We start from the raw sequence: 15393 nt of genomic DNA on the forward strand, positions 1-15393 counted from the left end.
GGAGGATGGTCCCGAAGCGGGCACGATGCCGGCCCCCCAGTCCTGGGGGCCTGGGCCGTCGTCCGTCGCCCGGGGCGCGGCGATGTGCATTCGATTCCGTTCGAGACCGCGAGCCGGCCCCAAATCGCAGGGCCTCGATCCGGGCCATGTCTTCGACCGGATCGGGCGTGGCTGAGGTGTTCGGCTCGGGCGCGATCATAACGGTGAGGTGGGATCGTCCGCAAGGCATCATTGGACCTTCATCTTCCCAAATTTCCCCCGGGGCACAACGCCATTTTAAAGATCAGCCGACGAAAGCTCCCCGCGCCACGTGATTCAGCGCCAGCGTCGTGACCAGCGAGGTCACCGCGACGATCGCGGCCGGCTCGCGATCGGCCGGGTAGACCTGCCCCAGACGCTCGGCCCGCTCGGCCAGGTGCCGGACCAGCGGCCGGGTCCGCTCGGGGAAGCAGCCGGTCCACCGGAACACGTCGGCGGTCAGGTCCCCTTCGATCCGGCGCAACAGGGCCGAGGCCGGTAGCCGGGGCGTGTCGACGGGCGCGACCTCGGGCCGGCCCAGGTCTTCGAACATCGACCGCAGGACCGAGTCGAGGTCCGGGATCGGCCCATCGCCATAGCTGGGCGTCAGGTCGCGGTAGAAGTCGTCGATGGTGTAGGCCAGTTCGCTCACGTCCTCGTCGAGGTCGTCGGCCGAGACCAGGGGCTCGCGGTTGGTCGCCTCGTCCATGATCCGGTCGCAGTATTCCAGCTTCGCCAGCGCGATCGGCCAACCGGCGTACTCGGCCCGCCAGTCCCGGTCGGGCGTCATCCAGACGGCGAAGGTCTCGGCCCAGTCCTCGTCGGGGTGCTTCTGGGCATACCAACCGGGCAGGTGGCGGACGTACTTCCGGCTGAACGGCTCGGGGCGATACTCGTCGGGGTAGGGGGCGGAGATCGGGCCGAACAGGGCGGTCCATCCGGGGGCGTCGTGGAACCGGTAGGCGTAGTTGACGACGTGCCCCATCTCGTGCCGGAGATAGCGGAGGATCTCCGCCCGGCCGATCCCCTCCACGAACCCGGCGCGGTCGGCCTGGATCGCCTGGAGGTCGGGCCGGGCCAGGTAGAACGGGATCGCGATGGCGACCGTGCCGTCGGGCACGCCCCACTCGGTCGAGAGGTAGAACCGGGGCCGGACCCGCACGATCCCGGCCCTCCGCAGCTCCTCTCGGAACTCGGCGATGATCGGCTCCAGCGCCGACCCTTCCAGGCTCAGCCCCAGGTCGCGGATCGGGGTCAGGCCGGGGTCGGCCTCGCGGAACGAAGGCTTGGGTCCGTCCGTCATGGCGATCGTCTCGGTCGGGGCCATCCGGTCGTCGGTGCCGTCGGATCAGGGCTAACGCAAGCGATGTACCGCGAACTTGGCATTCCACTTGCGTCGTGTGGTCACGTCCTCACCTCCCGCCGGTCCTAGCAAGGGGCAATCGTTGAAGATTACCATCATCACGTACCTGGAGAACGAGACGGCCAAGGAGCACGACGTGGTCGTCGACCAGGTGGCAAGGGCCTTGCGGGCGGGCAAGCACACGCCGTCGATCCTCGGGGTCCACGGCGACCTCCGCAAGCTGGTCTCCGGGCTGGGCCGGCGGAAGCCCGACCTCGTCTTCAACCTGATGGAGATGTTCGGTCAGAACGTCCGGGCCGACGTCGCCATCGCCGGGGTGCTGGACCTGCTCGAACTCCGCTACACCGGCGGGGGGCCGGCCGAGTTGGCCCTGAGGCAGGACAAGGCCCTGGCCAAGCGGGCGCTGGCCTTCGACGGGATCCTCTACCCCGACTTCGCCGTCTTCTCGCGCGACGATTTCGAGACCGGCGGCAACCTCAAGATGCCCCTGTTCGTCAAGCCGTTGCGGGCGGATGCCTCGATCGGCATCGGCGCCAACTCGCTGGTCAAGGACGCCACCAGCCTGATGAAGCGGGTGATCGCGATCCACGAGAAGTTCAACGACTCGGCATTGGCCGAGGAGTACATCGAGGGGCGCGAGTTCTACGTCGGCGTCCTGGGCAACCGGGAGCCGGTCGCCTTCCCGCCGGTGGAGATGGACTTCTCGGGGCTGCCCGAGGGTGCGCCGCGGATCCTCGACTCCAAGGCCAAGTGGGCCAAGAACAGCGTCGAGTACAAGGGGACGAAGTCGATCATGCCCGACCTGCCCGACGAGCTGCGGGCCAGGCTCCAGAAGGTCGCCCTGGATGCCTACCGGGCGCTGCGGGTCCGCGATTATGGACGGGTTGACCTCCGGCTCACCGAGACCGGCGAGATCTACGTGATCGAGGTGAACGCCAACTGCTACCTGGAGGCCTCCGGGGAGTTCGCCACCTCCGCCGCCTCGGCCGGGCTCGACTACGACGCCCTGATCCAGCGCCTGGTCGACCTGGCCACGGAGCGGTACGACCGGGCCTCCTGATCCGGGCCCGCAAATCTTCCGCATCCGCCCGGCCGCCGGGTATCCTAAGAGAAAGGGCGACCGGACGCGGAGGGCGGGGAGGTTCACGGCGATGATCCAGCGGAGCGGCGGCAATCGCGACAATCGGAAGCCCCCGGCGCGGGGCCGGGGCGGGCGTCCCGCGGCGCCCGGGCGGGCGGCCGGGGCCGGCGGCTCGCGGGGCGGGGCCTCGAAGCGCGGCGGGCTCGGCCTGAAGCGACTGGGCGGCGACGAGTTCGTCCTGGTCCATCCCAAATGCGTCGACGAGATGGAGCTGGATTACGAGGAAGGGATCGAGCTGCGCAAGGCCGGCGACCCCGAGGCCGCCCGCGATGCGCTCCGCTTCGCCCTCCAGGGCTGCGGCGACAACCTCTGGGTGCACGTCGCGCTCGGCCAGATCGCGCTGGAGGACTTCAAGGACCCGACCCTGGCCCGCGGCCATTTCGGCTATGCCTACGAGTTGGTGGACCGGGCGATCCCGCGCGACTTCGCCGCGAAGCTGCCCCATGCCCACCCGGCGAACCGGCCGCTCTACGACGCGATCAAGGGGCTGATCGCCTGCCACGAGGCCCTGGGGGACCTGGAGTTGGCTCGCGAGTTGCGCGAGCGGTCGGCCCCGTGGTCGAGGCCCTCGTCCCCCCGCCGCCCGGGGTGACCCGGAATCGACGGAAATACCAGTCGTCGGCAGAATCTACATTGCGACTTTGAACTATTTTCGCATTGCGAGAAATTTGGGATCGGGTAGATTCCGTCGCACAGGACGACGAGCGAATGGATTCGCCCGAAACCGACCCCGGCCTGCCCGGCCGGGTGGTTCTAACTCAGGACGAGACCATGAGTTCGCGAGACGAGGCCGGGTCGTCCCGATCGCGGCCACGGACGCCCTCCCGGGCGATCCGCCGCCGGAGGACGGCCCGATGATGGTCCGCCCGATCGCCGGGGGCCTGGAGGCCCTCGCCCCCGCGAAACTCAACCTGTTCCTCGAAGTCCTGGGACGCCGCGCCGATGGCTATCACGACATCGAGTCGCTGATGGTCGCCGTCGACCTCCACGATACACTCACGTTCACCGAAGGGGATGAAGACGCGATCACGCTCCGCTGCGACGACCCCTCCCTGCCGACCGACGCGTCCAACCTGGTCGTCCGGGCCGCCCTGGCCCTGAAGGCCGCGACCGGATGCCGGCGAGGCGCCCGCATCGATCTCCGCAAGTCCATCCCGGCCCAGGCCGGCCTGGCGGGCGGATCGAGCGACGCGGCCGCGAGCCTGGTGGCCCTGGACCGCCTGTGGGGGCTGGGTTTGGGATCGGGACGGCTGGCCGAGATCGCCGCGACCCTGGGCAGCGACGTCGCGTTCTTCCTGCACGGCACCGCCGCGGTGTGCCGGGGAAGGGGCGAGGTCGTCACCCCCTGGGCCCTGAATCAACGACTCGACTTCGTGCTGGTCCGCCCCGAGGTGGGCGTGAGCACCGCCGAGGTCTATCATCACCTGACCACTGCCGGACAGCCACGCCCGATCGGCCCGATGCTCGACGCCTTGGCGGGCGGGGATCGGGGGGCCATCGGCCGGGAACTGTTCAATCGCCTCCAATCGGTCGCGGAAGCCCTCCAGCCGGCACTGACGCCGGTGCGGGATGCCTTGATCGGACTGGGCCCGTTGCTCGACGGGTCGATGATGAGCGGGAGCGGGTCGGCCTATTTCGGCCTTGCCCCTGACCGCGAAGCGGCTGAAAGCGCCGCACGACGTCTCGCAGCGCTCGGACAAGGATGGGTCCGGGTCGTCACCTGCGGCCCCTGAGCAGAGATCGCCACCACGTAAAGGAGTACCGCCGTGGAAATCACCGAAGTCCGCATCAAGCTCATGGAAGACAACTCGGGCAGCAACGAGCGACTGCAGGCGTTCTGCAGCATCACGTTCGACGACATGTTCGTCATCCGTGATCTGAAGATCATCGAAGGGGCCAAGGGCTTCTTCGTCGCCATGCCGTCTCGCAAGCTGACGGATCGGTGCGGGCACTGCGGCACCAAGAATCACCTCCGGAGCCGGTTCTGCAACCAGTGCGGCAGCCGCCTGGACGAGAACCGGGCCATCCGCGACGCCGACGGCCGTGCCAAGCTGCACGCCGACATCGCCCACCCGATCAACTCCATGTGCCGGGAGAAGATCCAGGGCGCGGTGCTCGCCTCCTACGCCGACGAACTCGAACGCTCCAAGCTGCCGGGCTACGTCTCGCGGTACGACGACCTCGACGGCGGCGAGCACGACGTCCCGTTCGGTGCCCCGGTCCCCGAGCCGATCGGCGTGTCCGAGAACGTCCCGCCGCTGCGTCGCGGCCCGCTCCGCGGCCACTCCCAGCACGGCCGCGCCGGCGTCCTCCGCGGGCCCCACGTCGCCGCCCGCCGCGAGCCCTCGGCCGAAGGCGTGATGTCGACCGAACGTGGCGAGTCGCAAGGCTTCGGCGGCGGCCTCTGAGCCCCCCCCGGGTCCGAGCCCGAATCGAGCCGGCCGCGACGTTTCCCCAGCCGGGAAACGTCGCGGCCGTCATCTTTGGGTCGGCGATCAGTCGGCCAGGTCGCGGAGCCGGCGGAGCAGGACGAGCGCCTGCTCCGGGGTGATGCCAATCGTCTCGATCTGCCGCAGCTCGTCCAGCAACGGGTCGGGCAGGGCGGCGAACAGGCTGTTCTGCAACGCCCGGCCGGTCTTGACCTTGCGGATCGGACCGCCCTCGGGCGCCGGGGCGGCCTGGGACGACTCGGGGACGTGCTGCTTCTCCAGGAACGCCAGGATCTCGCGCGACCGCTCCAGCACCGGGGCAGGCACGCCGGCCAGCCGGGCGACGTGGATGCCGTAGCTCTGGTCGGCCCCGCCCGGAACGATCCGGTGGAGGAAGACGATGTCGCCGTCCTGCTCCCGGACGGCCACGTTGGCGTTGCGGAGCCTTGGCTTCGTCTTTTCGAGGTCGATCAGCTCGTGGTAGTGGGTGGCGAACAGGGTCCGGGCGCCGACGAAGTCGTGCAGGTGCTCGGTGATCGCCCACGCCAGCGAGACGCCGTCGAAGGTGCTGGTGCCCCGGCCGATCTCATCGAGGATCACCAGGCTGTGGGCGGTGGCGTTGTTGAGGATGTTGGCCGTCTCGGTCATCTCGACCATGAACGTGCTCTGGCCCCGCCCGAGTTCGTCGGTCGCGCCGACGCGGGCGAACAGGCGATCGACGATGCCGACCTTCGCCCTCCGGGCCGGGACGAAGCTGCCCATCTGGGCCAGCACCGCCGTGAGCGCCACCTGGCGGATATAGGTGCTCTTGCCGGCCATGTTGGGGCCGGTGATCAGGAGGATCCGCCCGCCGTCCGGGCCGAGGTTCAGGTCGTTGGGCACGAACGCGCCGGGCGGGAGGATCTTGTCGAGCACGGGGTGGCGCCCGCCCTCGATCTCCATCACCGGCTCGCCCACGATCTCGGGCCGGCAGTAGTTCTGCCTCGCCGCCAGCTCCGCCAGCCCGCACAGGACGTCGAGCTGCGCCAGGACCACCCCCGCCTGCACCAGCCGGGGGGCCTCGGCCGCCACCCGATCGCGCAGGGACGTGAATAGCTCGAATTCCAGGGCGTTGGCCCGCTCGCGGGCGTTGCGGACCTTGTCCTCGTATTCCTTCAGTTCCGGCGTGTAGTAGCGCTCGGCGTTCTTGACCGTCTGCTTGCGGATGTAGTCGGCCGGGATCTTGGCGCCGTTGCCGCTCTGGGCGTGGGTCACCTCGATGTAGTAGCCGTGGACGTTATTGAACGAGACCTTGAGCCCGGCGATCCCGGTGCGCCGGACCTGCTCCGCCTGATACTTGGCGATCAGCGAGGTGCCGCCCCGGGATAGCTCGCGCTGCTCGTCGAGGCCGGGGTGGTAGCCGTCGCGGATCAGGCCGCCTTCCTTGATGACGTTGCCCGGCTCGTCGACCAGCGCCGCCTCGATCGCGGCGCGGATCTCGGGGCAAAGCTCCAGCGCGTTCTCCAGCTCGGCCAGCCGCCTCGAAGGCCGCGCGGCGAGCCGGGCCTTGATCCGGGGCAGGAGTGCGAGCGTCTGGGCCAGCGCCACCAGGTCGCGTGGGGTGGCCCGGCCGGTGCCGACCCGCGCAGCGAGCCGCTCCAGGTCGCTCGCATCGTCGAACCCGGATCGGAGGTCGGAGCGGAGCCCGGAATCCCGGACGAGTTCGGCGACGGCGTCGTGGCGATCGACGATCCGGGCCGGGTCGGTGAGCGGCGAGGTGAGCCACTCGGCCAGCAGCCTCGCCCCCATCGGGGTGCAGGTCTGGTCGATCGCGTGGAGCAAGGAGCCTTCGCGGCGGGCGTCGCGGAGGGTCCGGGTCAGCTCCAGGCTGCGGCGGGTCATCTCGTCCAGGCCCAGCACGTCCTGGCGGCGATAGGGGACCAGCCGGGCGATGTGGCCGATCGCCGTCTTCTGGGTGTCGCGGAGGTAGGCGATCAGGGCGCCGGCGGCCTGGACCTCCGGGGCATTGTCGTCGACGCCGAAGCCGGCCAGGGTGGTGGTGCGGAACTGCTCGTTGAGGACCTTGAGCGCCTGCTCGGGCTGGAAGTCCCACGATGGCCGCGACGTGATGGCCATCGCCGAGCCGACCTTCAGCGCGCGGGCCCAGGCGGCATCGGCCGAGGTCTCCGACACCAGGGTCTCGACCGGGGTGAGGCGGGCCATCTCGTCGACCAGCTCGGTCCGCGAGACGCCGGTCAAGGAGAAGTGCCCGGTCGACAGTTCGACCCAGGCCAGGCCGAGCTTGCCGCGGACCTCCACCACCGCCGCGAGGAAGTTCGACGTCTTCGAGTCGAGCATCCCGTCGTCGGTGAGCGTCCCGGGCGTGACGATCCGGACGATCTCGCGCTTGACCAGTCCCTTGGTCAGCTTGGGGTCTTCCACCTGCTCGGCGACCGCCGCCCGGACGCCCAGGCGGACGAGTTCCTTGAGGTAGCGGTCCAGGGCCGGGTGGGGGAACCCGGCCATCTTGGACGCGTTCTCCCCCTTGTCCTTGTCGCGGGTGGCGACGGCGAGGCCGAGCAGGTCCTTGGCCCGCTCCGCGTCCTCGTCGAACATCTCGTAGAAGTCGCCCATGCGGAACAGCAGCAACGCCTCGGGATCGCGGCTTTTCAGCTCGCGATACTGCTGCATCATCGGCGTCAGGGCGGAATCGCTGCTCATGGCGGATCGATCGCGGCGGCGTGGGGATGGGCGAGGCGACCGCCCGGAGGGCCGCCCTCAGACCAGGTTCATCGGCACCGCCGCCGTTCGGGATCGAGTCGAACCGGGATCAGAACTTGTCCAGGGCCGACTGCTCCTCGGCGTGGATCTCGAAGACCTGATCCAGGCGGGTGATCCGGAAGACCTCCAGCAAATCGGTGTGGATGCAGCAAAGCTTGAGCTTGCCCTTGACCGCGCCCACCTTCTTCTTGAGGTTGATCAGCTTGCCCAACGCGGCGCTCGACAGGTACTGGACGTTGCCGAAGTTGAGCAGGAGGTTGGTATGACCTTCATCCTCGACCAGGCTGTAGAGCTGGTCGCCGACTTCCTGGATGTTCTCTTCGGTCACGATCTTCGTGTCCACGAAGCTGACGACCGTGACTCCATCCACGTTTTCGAGGCGGAGATGACGGCGTGGGGCTTGCGACATCGAAAGCAACTCCTGTCCTGGGCAAGGACGCGAGACTCAGCGAGGAAGGACGACGGATGGGGCCGATCCGGTCCCCGAAAGTCATCGGGACCGGACCGGGTGTACGTCGCGAAAGCCATCCGACAAGATGGCCCATACCAGACTTACCACATGCCCGCCAAGAATCAAGTGTCGACCCGGGCGTGCCCCTCCGCCGATTGACAGGCGTCCGGGCCAATTTCTATAGTGCGCCGGCGAAATCCCTTCGATCGGCCCGACCCGTCGGGCCCCGCCAGCCCCTGCGAACCCGCGGGCCATCCGCCCGGCCCGGCCCGCATCCCACCCGGAGCGCCGTTTGCCATGACGCGATTCCTCGCCCGCTCCCTCGGCCTGACGTGCCTCCTGTTCGGCCTCGCGGCCCCGGCCGACGAAGCGAAGAAAGACGAAGCCAAGGCGCCCCCGGCCCCTCCGGTGGTCGTCGACCTCGTGCTCAAGGGGTCGCTGACCGAAGGGCCGTCGCCCGTCGGGCTGGACGGCGAGCCGATCGGCGACAACCTCAAGACCACCGTGGACAAGATCCTCAAGGCCAAGGATGACGCCGCCGTCAAGGCGATGATCGTCCGGATCCACGGCCTGAGCATCGGGCTGGCCAAGGGCAACGAGATGCGCCAGGCGCTGGCGAAGTTCCGCGAGTCCGGCAAGAAGGTCTATGCCTTCCTGGAGAGCGCCGAGAACGCCGACTTCCTGGTCGCCACCGCCGCCGACGAGGTCGTGATGCCCGAGAGCGGCTGGCTGATGCTCAAGGGGCTGGCCGCCGAGATCACGTTCTACAAGGCCCTCTTCGACAAGATCGGGGTCAGCGCCGACTGGATGCAGGTCGGCGAGTTCAAGTCCTACGGCGAGCCGTTCACCCGGACCCAGATGAGCCCGGCGTTCCGCGAGGAGATCACGGCCCTCCTGTCCGACAGCCTGGGCATCATGGCCGAGGCGATCGCCAAGAGGCAGGGGATCGCCCCGGCCGACGCCCAGGCCCTGATCGACGGCGGCCCCTACAGCCCGACGGCGGCGAAGTCGGTCGGCCTGGTCAACCGGATCTGCTACGAGGACCAGCTCGTCGACGCGATCAAGAAGGACCTCGGGGTCGACAAGGTCAAGCTCGACACCAAGTACGGCAAGAAGGACGAGACGCTCGACCTGAGCGGGTTCGCCGGCTTCATGAAGATGCTCCAGATGCTGTCCGGCGAGGGGACCAAGAAGGCCAGCACCAACGCCCCCAAGATCGCCCTGATCTACGCGTCCGGGCCGATCTCCACCGGCAAGTCGACCTCGTCCCTGTTCGGCGAGTCCACGATGGGGTCGGAGACGGTCATCAAGCATCTCCGCGAGGCCGAGAAGGACAAGACGGTCAAGGCGATCGTCCTCCGGGTCGACTCGCCGGGCGGCTCGGCCCTGGCCAGCGACCTGATCTGGCGCGAGGTGGTGCGGATCGAGAAGCCGATCGTCGCCACCATGTCCGACGTGGCGGCCTCGGGCGGCTACTACATCAGCATGGGCGCCGACAAGATCTACGCCGAGCCCGGCACCCTGACCGGCTCGATCGGCGTGACCGGCGGCAAGTTCGTCCTCGGCGGGCTGATGGACAAACTCGGCGTCTCCACCGACACCGTGACGGTCGGCAAGAACGGGACGATGTACTCGTCCAACCGCCCGTTCTCGGAGGCCGAGCGGGCCGCCATGAAGCGGCTGATGGACGACACCTACCGCCAGTTCGTGGCCAAGGCCGCCGCCGGCCGCAAGATGACGGTCGAGGCCCTGGACAAGCTGGCCGGGGGCCGGGTCTACACCGGCCGGCAGGCGCAGAAGCTCGGCCTCGTCGACGAGATCGGCACGACCGACGACGCGATCGCCGCCGCCAAGAACCTCGCCGGGCTCGGCAGCGACGTCACCCCCGAGTTGCTGGTCCTGCCCAAGGCCCAGGGGCTGCTGGAAGCCCTGGTCGGCCCGCTCGAAGACCGCGACGTGATGGCCCCGTCGCTCCGCGCGGCGATGCCCGAGCCGGCCCGCTCGATGATGGACCGGCTCGCCGTCCTCCAGGGCCTGTTCAGCCGCGAACGGGTCGCGGTGATCCTGCCGTTCGACCTCAAGATCCACTGATCGGATCAAGCCGGGCGATCGGGCAGGGGGATCGGCTCGTACCGCCCGTTGGCGACGAAGGCGTCGCCCGGCCGGGTCGCTTCGAGGCGCTTGCCGTCGGCGAACCAACGGCCGTTGCGATATTCGAACAGGGCGGTGGCGTGCCGGGCGTGGGGCTCGGACGGGTCGTCGTAGGGGTCGTCGTCGAAGTGGACTTCCACCAGGGCGATCAGCCGGCGGGTCTTGCTGTCCCGGGCCCAGTGGACCTCGTCGTGCCAGTGGGCCCCCTCCCAGCGCAGCCCCTCGACGGGCAGGCCCTGGGACAGGTTGCCCAGGAATCGGGCTTCGAGCCATTCCCGACGCTGGCGGAACAGGGCGCGGGCCTGATCGACCTGGACCTCCTCGACGATCCGCCAGAACGGATTCCGGGCGATCTGCCAGGAGGCGAACAGGCAGGCCGGGAGGATCATGCCCCAGATGAACCATCCCATGGTCGAATCCCCCGGCAAAAAATGTCCGCCTCGCCTCGCTCGACCCGAATTATAAAAGTGCGGTGAAGTCGCGGGCAAGGTTCCGGGAACCGGATTGGGACCGGGGCCGCCGCCGCGAAACAAGGATGGCGATGATGGCGAAATTCGGGGCCCACATGTCGATGGCCGGCGGGCATGACCGGGCCGTCCATGCGGCACACAAGGTCGGCTTCCGGTCCGTGCAGGTCTTCACCAAGAGCAACAACCAGTGGCGGGCCGCCGCGCTGACCGAGGCCCACACCTCGGCCTTCAAGGCGGCCCTGGAGTCGACCGGGGTCGGCGACCCGGTGGGCCACGCGTCCTACCTGATCAACCTGGGCAGCCCCGACGACGCGCTCTGGCAGAAGTCGATCGATGCCCTGGTGGTGGAGCTGGAGCGGGGCGAGGCGCTGGGCCTGACCGACCTGGTCATGCACCCCGGGGCCCACGTCGGCTCGGGCGAGGAGGCCGGCCTGGTGCGGATCGCCCGGGGGCTGGACGAGGTCCATCGCCGCACCCCCGGCCTGTCGATCCGGGTCGCCCTGGAGACGACGGCCGGGCAGGGGAGCTGCCTCGGGCATCGCTTCGAACACCTGGGTCGCTTATTTGAGCTGACCGAGGAACCGGGGCGGCTGGGCGTGTGCGTGGACACCTGTCATATTTTCGCGGCGGGGTATCCGATGGGCACGCCGTCGGAGTACGATGACACCATGGGGCAACTCGACCGGGCCGTGGGAACGGGCCGTGTTCGCGTCTTGCACCTCAATGACAGCCTGAAACCGCTGGGGAGCCGCGTCGATCGCCATGCCGGCATCGGCCGCGGGCATCTCGGCGTCGAGCCGTTTCGTTTCCTCGTCAATGACCCCCGGTTCCGGCATCTCCCGATGATCCTGGAGACGCCCAAGGGGATGGAGGAGGGGGAGGACCTCGACGCCGTCAACCTCCGCGTGCTCGGACAACTGGAACAACCCGCAGTCGTCACCGCCTGACCGATCTCTTCGCGGCAAGGCGGGGTGGGACCGGAGGCGCGGCCTCGCATGGATCATTCCCGGAACAACGGCCCCGTCGCGGCGGCCAAGCCGGCGCCGCCCACGGCGGCCGACCCCAGCCTGTTCATCAACCGCGAGCTGAGCTGGCTCGACTTCGACGAGCGCGTCCTCGAAGAGGCGATGGACCCGTCCAATCCCCTCCTGGAGCAGCTCCGGTTCCTGGCCATCTCGGCCTCGAACCTCGACGAGTTCTTCGAGGTCCGGGTCGCCGGCCTCCAGGCCCAGCTCTACGACAGCCTGGAGCCGCAGGATACCCCGCCCGACGGCCTGGGCCCGCTGGCGCAGCTCACCGAGATCTCGCGCCGCGCCCACGACTTCGTCGCCCGCCAGGCCAACCTCTGGCGCAACGAACTCCGGCCCCAGCTCGCCCGCCACGGGATCATCCTCTGCGAGGAATCGGACCTGACCCCCGAGCAGGTCGCGTTCCTGGACACCTACTTCGACACCCAGGTCTACCCGGTCCTGACCCCGCTGGCCATCGACCCGGCCCACCCGTTCCCGCACCTGCACAACAAGAGCCTGAACCTGATCCTGCGGATCGAGACGATCGGCCAGGACCCGCCCCGCCAGCTCTACGCGGTGCTCCAGGTCCCGTCGGTCCTCAGCCGCCTGGTCCGCCTGCCGGATGTCGGCGACGGCAAGTACCGGTTCGTCTTCCTCGAAGACGTGATCGCCCCCCGGCTGGACTCCCTGTTCGGCGGGTTCCGGGTCGCCGCCCGGGTCCCGTTCCGGGTCACGCGAAACAGCGACCTGTCGTTCCAGGAGACCGAGATCAAGAGCAGCCTGCTCTCGACGGTCCAGGAGACCCTGCGGCTCCGCAAGTGGGGCGACGCGGTCCGCCTGGAGATCGCCGAGTCGTCCGACGAGGGATTCCTCGGGCTGCTCCAGTCGACCTCGGCCCTCGACCTCGACAGCCGCGACGTCTACAAGGTCCCCGGGCCGATCGACCTCACCTCGCTGCTGGCCCTGTGCAAGATCGAGGGCTTCCGCGAGCTGAAGGAGCCCCCCTACGAGCCGCAGATGCCGGCCGCGTTCTCCAACCGGAGCGACGTCTTCGAAGCGATGCGGGGCCAGGACCTGCTGGTCCACCACCCCTACGAGTCGTTCGAGACGGTCATCCAGTTCATCGAGCAGGCGGCCGAGGACCCCCACGTCCTGGCGATCAAGCAGACCCTGTATCGCACCGCCGAGGCCAACCCGATCATCACGGCGCTGGCCCGCGCCGCTGAGAACGGCAAGCAGGTCACCGCCCTGGTCGAGTTGCAGGCGCGGCTCGACGAGGAGAACAACATCACCAAGGCCCGCGCCCTCCAGAAGGCGGGCGTCCACGTCGTCTATGGGATGGTCGGGCTGAAGACCCACTGCAAGGCCGCGCTGGTGGTCCGCCGCGACAAGGACGGGATCCGCCGCTACGTCCACCTGGGCACCGGCAACTACAACCCGACCACGGCGCGGATCTACACCGACCTCAGCTTCTTCACCTGCCGCCCCGGGTTCGGCGAGGACGCCAGCGCCCTGTTCAACCTGCTGACCGGCTATTCCCAGGGGCACGCCTGGAAGAAGCTGGTGATCGCGCCGACCCACCTGGCCGATCGCCTGATCTCGATGATCGACCGCGAGCGGAGGAACGCCGAGGCCGGGCTGCCGGCGCGGATCATCGCCAAGATGAACTCGCTGGTCGACCCCCACACCATCTCCGCCCTCTGCGCCGCGTCGCGGGCCGGCGTCCGGATCGACCTGATCGTCCGGGGAATCTGCTGCCTGCGGCCGGGCCTGCCCGGGATGTCGGAGAACATCCGGGTGATCAGCATCATCGACAAGTTCCTGGAACACTCCCGGATCACCTACTTCCAGAACAACGACGACCCCGAGGTTTACCTGTCGTCGGCCGACTGGATGCCGCGCAACTTCCGCCGCCGGGTCGAGATCATGTTCCCGGTGGAAGACCCCCGGCTCAAAAACCAGATCATCGACGGGATCCTGGGCATCTCCCTGGCCGACAACGTCAAGGCGCGGGTCCTGGACTCCGACGGCGTGTATCGCCGGGTCCCGCCGGCCCGCCCCGGCGAGCCGATGATCCGGTCGCAGATCGAGTTCCAGAACATGGCGCGCGAGCTGTCGGAGGCGGATCCGATCCGCCCCAACCGCTCCAAGGCCGACCCCGGCCACCTGTTCCGGGCCATCGAGGCCGACGACGGCCGCCCCTGATCTCAGTGGCGGAACAGCCGGGGGCGGGCGATCCAGTCGATCTGGTAGGCCCCCTCCGGCCCGGCGGACCTCAGGGCGACCACGCCCGCCTTGCGGATGTCGCAGATCAGCGGAGAGGCCTGGCCCGTGGTGAGCAGGGCCAGCAGCTCCGAGATCCAGGGGTTGTGGCCGACGATCATCATCCTCGTCTCGGTGCGGGCCGCCAGCCAGTCGCGGACGGCGGCCGCATCGCGGCCGGTGCGCAGCTCGTCGGCCTTCTCCAGCAGGTCGGTGGCCTTCAGCGATTGGGCGATGATCTGGGCCGTCTTCAGGGCGCGGGGCAGGGGGCTGGTCGCGATCCGGTCGACCTTCACCTTGTTGCGGCGGAGGCCGAGGCCGACCATCCGCACCTTGCGCTCCCCTTCGGGCGTCAGGAGACGGTCGTCGTCGGGGATGCCCGAAGGACCGGGGTCGACCGCGATGCCGTGACGGACCAGGTACAGAGTCTTCATGGGGTCGCTCGGGGCTTTCTTCCCGGTTCGTCCGGCCTCAGCCGGCGGCTCCCAGCGCGGGGATCGAGGGTCGGTCCTCGCGCCAGGCCGCGGCCTCCTCGCCGTCGAGCCGGAGGGTCAGGCACTTGGCGCTGCCGCCGGCCTTGATGAATTCGGTCAGGCGGAGGGGGCGGGTGGCGAAGCCGATAGAGCCGAGGTCCTCGGCCAACCTTGGCGCCCCGTCGTTGAGGAGCACCGTGCGTCCCACCACCACCGCGTTGCAACTGAACGAGGCGGCCTCCTCGGCCGAGACCTCGATCAGGGTCCCGATCCGGTCGCGCAGGACCGCGCGACCGTACTCGTCGAAGGCCCCAGGATAGTAGATTGCGGCATCCGGGGACAAGGGGCAGAAGCAGGTATCCATGTGGTAGAACCGGGGATCCACCAGTTCCAGAGGCAGGACCTCCACCCCGAGCCTCTGGCCGAGCCACTGGTGGCTGCGGGCGTCGCTCCGGTAGCGATACCCGGCGAACAGGGTCGGCCCGCAGAACAGGGCGTCCCCGGCCCCTTCGAAGTTGTGGCCGGGCGGGAGCGCCTCGACCGTGAACCCCAGCCGCCGGGCCGCGCGATCGAACAGGGGCGTCTCCCCCTGGCGGACCCCGTGGCGGAACCGGGCCGAGAAGAAGCGGTCGCCAAACACCAGCCCCGCATTGGCCGTGAACACCAGGTCGGGCAGGCCCGGCACCGGGTCCATCGTCTCGATGACGACCCCAAGGTCGACCAAAGCGTCGCGCAGGGCCCGCCACTGCCGGGCCGACTCGGCCGGGTCGCTCCCCCGGGCCCGGTCCATCCAGGGGTTGATCTCGTACTCGATCCCGTAGTGATCCGGCGGGCACATCAAGATCCGAGGCGTCGCGCTCATGAT

At 69.0% G+C, this 15393-nt stretch carries 13 protein-coding genes; 7 read left to right on the forward strand and 6 right to left on the reverse strand.

The features are described 5' to 3' along the window. Positions 1 to 283 precede the first annotated feature (283 nt). The gene (locus TA3x_RS06675) at positions 284 to 1321 is read right to left on the reverse strand and encodes a putative zinc-binding metallopeptidase (RefSeq protein WP_435019515.1); all 1038 of its coding nucleotides are present in this window, start codon (positions 1319 to 1321) and stop codon (positions 284 to 286) included. Between the two features lie 142 nt (positions 1322 to 1463). On the opposite strand from TA3x_RS06675, the gene TA3x_RS06680 reads away from it, so the two are divergent. From TA3x_RS06680 to TA3x_RS06695, 4 genes are all read left to right on the forward strand, one after another. Further along, on the forward strand, positions 1464 to 2441 hold the full coding sequence (locus tag TA3x_RS06680) for a D-alanine--D-alanine ligase family protein (RefSeq protein ID WP_435019517.1): 978 nt from the start codon (positions 1464 to 1466) through the stop codon (positions 2439 to 2441). Between the two features lie 91 nt (positions 2442 to 2532). Beyond that, the gene (locus TA3x_RS06685; RefSeq protein WP_435019519.1) at positions 2533 to 3114 is read left to right on the forward strand and encodes a tetratricopeptide repeat protein; all 582 of its coding nucleotides are present in this window, start codon (positions 2533 to 2535) and stop codon (positions 3112 to 3114) included. Between the two features lie 262 nt (positions 3115 to 3376). Continuing rightward, entirely contained in the window at positions 3377 to 4255 is an 879-nt protein-coding gene (ispE, locus tag TA3x_RS06690; RefSeq protein WP_435019521.1) for a 4-(cytidine 5'-diphospho)-2-C-methyl-D-erythritol kinase, read from the forward strand. A gap of 33 nt (positions 4256 to 4288) precedes the next feature. Further along, positions 4289 to 4930 (forward strand): septation protein SpoVG family protein, encoded by a 642-nt coding sequence (locus tag TA3x_RS06695; RefSeq protein ID WP_435019523.1) that lies wholly within the window; start codon positions 4289 to 4291, stop codon positions 4928 to 4930. Positions 4931 to 5017: 87 nt separating this feature from the next. On the opposite strand, the gene mutS is transcribed toward TA3x_RS06695, so the two are convergent. Then, on the reverse strand, positions 5018 to 7651 hold the full coding sequence (gene mutS, locus TA3x_RS06700) for a DNA mismatch repair protein MutS (RefSeq protein ID WP_435019525.1): 2634 nt from the start codon (positions 7649 to 7651) through the stop codon (positions 5018 to 5020). Positions 7652 to 7760: 109 nt separating this feature from the next. Next, on the reverse strand, positions 7761 to 8120 hold the full coding sequence (locus TA3x_RS06705) for an STAS domain-containing protein (RefSeq protein ID WP_435019527.1): 360 nt from the start codon (positions 8118 to 8120) through the stop codon (positions 7761 to 7763). 339 nt (positions 8121 to 8459) lie between these two features. On the opposite strand from TA3x_RS06705, the gene sppA reads away from it, so the two are divergent. After that, positions 8460 to 10253 (forward strand): signal peptide peptidase SppA, encoded by a 1794-nt coding sequence (gene sppA / locus TA3x_RS06710; RefSeq protein ID WP_435019529.1) that lies wholly within the window; start codon positions 8460 to 8462, stop codon positions 10251 to 10253. Between the two features lie 5 nt (positions 10254 to 10258). Here sppA and TA3x_RS06715 read toward each other — a convergent pair whose 3' ends face one another. Continuing rightward, positions 10259 to 10723, reverse strand: coding sequence for a hypothetical protein (locus TA3x_RS06715; protein WP_435019531.1), 465 nt, complete (start codon positions 10721 to 10723; stop codon positions 10259 to 10261). 131 nt (positions 10724 to 10854) lie between these two features. On the opposite strand from TA3x_RS06715, the gene TA3x_RS06720 reads away from it, so the two are divergent. Further along, complete coding sequence (locus tag TA3x_RS06720) at positions 10855 to 11730, forward strand: deoxyribonuclease IV (protein WP_435019533.1); 876 nt, start codon at positions 10855 to 10857, stop codon at positions 11728 to 11730. A 48-nt stretch (positions 11731 to 11778) separates the two neighbouring features. Continuing rightward, entirely contained in the window at positions 11779 to 13998 is a 2220-nt protein-coding gene (gene ppk1, locus TA3x_RS06725) for a polyphosphate kinase 1 (RefSeq protein ID WP_435019535.1), read from the forward strand. A 2-nt stretch (positions 13999 to 14000) separates the two neighbouring features. On the opposite strand, the gene sixA is transcribed toward ppk1, so the two are convergent. Together sixA and TA3x_RS06735 are read right to left on the reverse strand one after the other, a co-directional pair. Further along, positions 14001 to 14489, reverse strand: a complete 489-nt coding sequence (sixA, locus tag TA3x_RS06730) for a phosphohistidine phosphatase SixA (RefSeq protein ID WP_435019537.1) — start codon at positions 14487 to 14489, stop codon at positions 14001 to 14003. Positions 14490 to 14526: 37 nt separating this feature from the next. Continuing rightward, entirely contained in the window at positions 14527 to 15390 is an 864-nt protein-coding gene (locus TA3x_RS06735) for a dimethylarginine dimethylaminohydrolase family protein (protein WP_435019539.1), read from the reverse strand. Between the last annotated feature and the right edge of the window lie 3 nt (positions 15391 to 15393).

This window comes from Tundrisphaera macrotermitis, assembly GCF_051175315.1.
Taxonomy (GTDB): domain Bacteria; phylum Planctomycetota; class Planctomycetia; order Isosphaerales; family Isosphaeraceae; genus Tundrisphaera.